We start from the raw sequence: 3,690 nt of genomic DNA, 5'->3' as shown, positions 1-3,690 counted from the left end.
GCAGCTCGGCGACCGAAATGGGTCGCGAGCTGGGGTTGGAGTCGTCTGAATCCGTCATCTGCCGCCCCTGGCCCTTGCCAGTCCTGCCGACGCTCCGACCAGGGCGGTCCCGTCGGCCTCACTGTCGAGTTTCCGCAAAATCAACCCTTCTCGCAACGCCCAGGGGCAAATGTCTACGGTATCGATCGCAAGGGCCCTCATACTCGCTTCAGCAACCAGCGCGCCTGCCACGATCTGTGGCGCACGCTCGGCGCTCACCCCTTCCAATTCCGCTCGGTCAGCCGTGGTCATCCTAGAGATGAATGCTATGAGCTGACGAAGTCCCGCTGCTGTCAGTGTCCTCTTCACCCGCGGTCCTGCGCCGGAAGGCGCCGCACCGGTGAGTCGCGCGAGCGATCGGAACGTCTTCGAGGTCGCCACCGTCAGATCCGGGGCGCCCGCGTCGAGCACCTTGGCTCCCGCGTCGGCCATCTCCGTCGCCAACCAGTCCCTGAGCATGGCCACCCGCCGGCGCCCCGGAGGGTCGTCCTGGAGCCACTCGCGGGTCAGCCGACCGGCGCCCAGCGGCAGCGATAGCGCCACCTCGGGCTCCTCGTCGACGCCGCTGGACAACTCCAGTGAGCCGCCACCGATGTCGATGTTGATGATGCGGCCCGCGCTCCAGCCGTACCAGCGACGCACCGCGAGGAACGTGAGCCGGGACTCGTCGACCCCCGACAGGACCTTCAACGCCACGCCCGTCTCCGAAAGGACCCGGGCCAGCACGTCTTCGGAGTTCTTCGCGTCGCGGACTGCCGAAGTGGCGAACGCCATCAGCTCCGCACACCCCGAACTGGCGGCGATCTTGGCGAACTCGTCGATGGTGTCGACGAGCTTGTCTGCGCCCTTGCGGGTCAGCTTGCCGGAGGTGTCGATCGCCTCCGCGAGACGCAGCGACGCCTTGGTGGAACTCATCGGCGTCGGGTGCCCGCCGCGCCGAGCGTCGACGACGAGCAGATGAACCGTGTTACTGCCCACGTCGAGCACGCCCAATCGCACGAGACCCACGTTAACGGGTCTACCGTTGCATTCCGTGAGCGGACCGCACCGGGGTGTGCACCAAGGGGAAGTCGAACTGGACTTCGCCCGCGAATGGGTGGAGTTCTACGACCCCGACAATCCCGAACATCTGATCGCCGCCGACATCACCTGGCTGTGCTCGCGGTGGACCTGCGTGTTCGGTACCCCCGCGTGCCAGGGCACCGTCGAGAATCGTCCCGACGACGGTTGCTGTTCGCATGGTGCGTTCATGTCCGACGACGACGACGTCGCCCGCCTGGACGACGCCGTCAAGCAGCTCACCGACGACGACTGGCAGTTTCGGGACAAGGGGCTCGGGCGCAAGGGCTACCTCGAAATGGACGAGTACGGCGGCAAGGAAAACCTGCGCACCCGAAAGTACAAGGGCGCCTGCATCTTTCTGAATCGTCCCGGCTTCGAGGGCGGCATCGGCTGCGCGCTGCACTCCAAGGCACTCAAGCTGGGCGTCGAACCGCTGACCATGAAACCCGACATCTGCTGGCAGCTGCCGATCCGACGCAGCCAGGAGTGGGTCGAGCGGCCCGACGGCACCCAGATCCTGCGCACCACCATCACCGAGTACGACCGGCGCGGGTGGGGCGAAGGGGGTTCGGACCTGCACTGGTACTGCACCGGCGATCCCAACGCACACGTGGGCTCACGGCAGGTGTGGCAGTCCTACGGTCCCGAGCTCACCGAACTGCTCGGCGAGAAGGCCTACGCCGAGCTTGCCGCAATGTGCAAGCGGCGCAGCGTCCTGGGGCTGATCGCGATCCACCCCGCCACCCGCGCCGCCCAATAGCCACGACGGTCCTCACCGGATCGGCACGTCATCGGGTCGCTGGCAGATCTGCTTCGCCAGTCGAGCCCTGCGGAGCAGTCAATGGGATTGCAGGTCGGTAGAACTGGTAGATCCTGGTGTGCTTCTCGCGGTATCGGAGCACCCACGACGGGCTGTTGCGGAACTCATCCTCGAACTTTCTTGCGGAGTCCGACGAGGTGATTCCCAGGTATCCAACCGCCTCGATCGCCTGATCGGTGAAGGCGAAGTAGGTGTCCTCCCCGCTGGATACCGCCAGGGAGGTGACGTCGTCGAACTGTGTCCCGTCCGGGAATCCCACGGCGAAATCCGGCCAGCGGTCGAAGATGGGGGTGTCGAAGTCGGCGTGATACTGCGCCAGTGACACCCACTTGGCCGTTGGCCGGTCGGGTATTCCCTCGGAGTGCAGATTCCAGAACGTCACGGGCCCGCTTACGTCCTTCGCCAGCTGCGTGAACAGGGAGAGCTGTGAACGCGTCTGCACAACCATCGACCACGTGCCGTAGTAACCCTGCAACCCCGCGACGGCGATACAGGACAAGAGCACTCCCGCGGCCGCCACGTGGTGACGCCGGTCGGGGATCTTTCGATGCCGCGCCTGATAACCCCGATGCAGGCCCCCCACTGCGTGATTCGATGGGTGTCGGCCGCGCCCGCCGGCGCGGAGGCCGATGGTGTCGACCAGTATCGGTGCGATCAGGATGGCGCATCCGGGTAGCGCATAGAGATACACCCGGTAGATCGCCTCGCCGCCGTAGCTGTTCAGGAACAGCAGCGCGAACGAAGTGAAGGCGATGATCGCAGGCGTGACGAGAGGCCTCCCCTGGCGCCACCAGAACACGAGAGCCACGACGGCAAGCAGGACGACCGCGGCCGAAAGGCCTCGACAGGCGAGCGAGGTGAACATCTTCGCCGCCGAGCTGTCGAACTCGACCCCGCTCGACGCATTCGCCAGCGGGTTCAGCCCCGAGAAGAGCCCATTCTGGACCAGAACGTCACGCCGGGGATACAGGTATCCGAAGAGCAACAGGGCATATGGGATCGGCAGCCAGAGGGGCCCGACCATTCGTGTCGCCACCAAGACGAACACGATGCCGAACACCCAGTACGGCGTCAGTTGGTGCATCGGTACCAGAGCCGCGAACGCCAGGAACGCCAGCCAACCCGCTGCGGGCGTGGTCCTCGACGCGATGAGCAACGTCAGTGTTCCTACCGCGACCGGGAGCGCGAACGCCTGCGGCGAGAAGTAGTCCTGGCCGACCCAGTTCGCAGTCTCGACGAGCAGGACCGCGACAAGTGCCTGCCGGCCGTTCAGTCCGATCGTCATCGCGAGGCAACCCACCATCAGCGCCAGTACGACGTGGGTCACCGGCGCGAACCAGTGGGCGATCAGCACCGGGTCCGCGGACGTGATCTCGGAGAACCAGGCGAACGCCGTGAAGAACGCCGGCCAGTCGCGATAGACGTCGACGCCGCTCGGCGGCAGTACGTGGTTCTGGAGTAGGTAATCGACGATGCCGACGTGCTTGTAGGTCCACGGGTACAGCGGCAGATCCGTGATCAGGGTCGCGGTCACGCGCAGCACGACGACCACCGCCGCGACGGTGAGCAGCGCCGTCCCGTTGCGGCCGGCCCGGATTGCCAGCACGAACGCCACCACGAGCACGACGACGACCGGCACCAGCGCAAATCCCCTGGTGGAGAACATCAGTCCCAGCGCGGAGTCCGATGCGCCCGACATGCCAGGCAGCAGCAGCGCCCAGATGAACAGCGCCGCGACGATGCCGATCAACACCCGGTCGGGTTTGAGC

3 protein-coding genes are annotated in these 3,690 nt (G+C 65.9%); 1 reads left to right on the top strand and 2 read right to left on the bottom strand.

Annotated features, from left to right (window positions below):
* Nucleotides 1-54: 54 nt before the first annotated feature.
* Entirely contained in the window at nt 55-1,038 is a 984-nt protein-coding gene (locus tag ACRDUX_RS39310) for a Ppx/GppA family phosphatase (protein ID WP_526422713.1), read from the bottom strand.
* 34 nt (nt 1,039-1,072) lie between these two features.
* Here ACRDUX_RS39310 and ACRDUX_RS39305 point away from each other — a divergent pair, with 34 nt between their 5' ends.
* Nucleotides 1,073-1,861, top strand: a complete 789-nt coding sequence (locus ACRDUX_RS39305; protein ID WP_526422711.1) for a DUF3109 family protein — start codon at nt 1,073-1,075, stop codon at nt 1,859-1,861.
* Between the two features lie 28 nt (nt 1,862-1,889).
* On the opposite strand, the gene ACRDUX_RS39300 is transcribed toward ACRDUX_RS39305, so the two are convergent.
* The coding region (locus tag ACRDUX_RS39300; protein WP_526422709.1) for a hypothetical protein at nt 1,890-3,690 on the bottom strand (1,801 nt) is incomplete at its 5' end.

Origin of the sequence: Mycobacterium sp., from assembly GCF_050701675.1 — a bacterium.
GTDB lineage: Bacteria > Actinomycetota > Actinomycetes > Mycobacteriales > Mycobacteriaceae > Mycobacterium.
The sequence above is the reverse complement of the archived record's forward strand: the minus strand, read 5'-3'. Positions and strand labels throughout refer to the sequence as shown.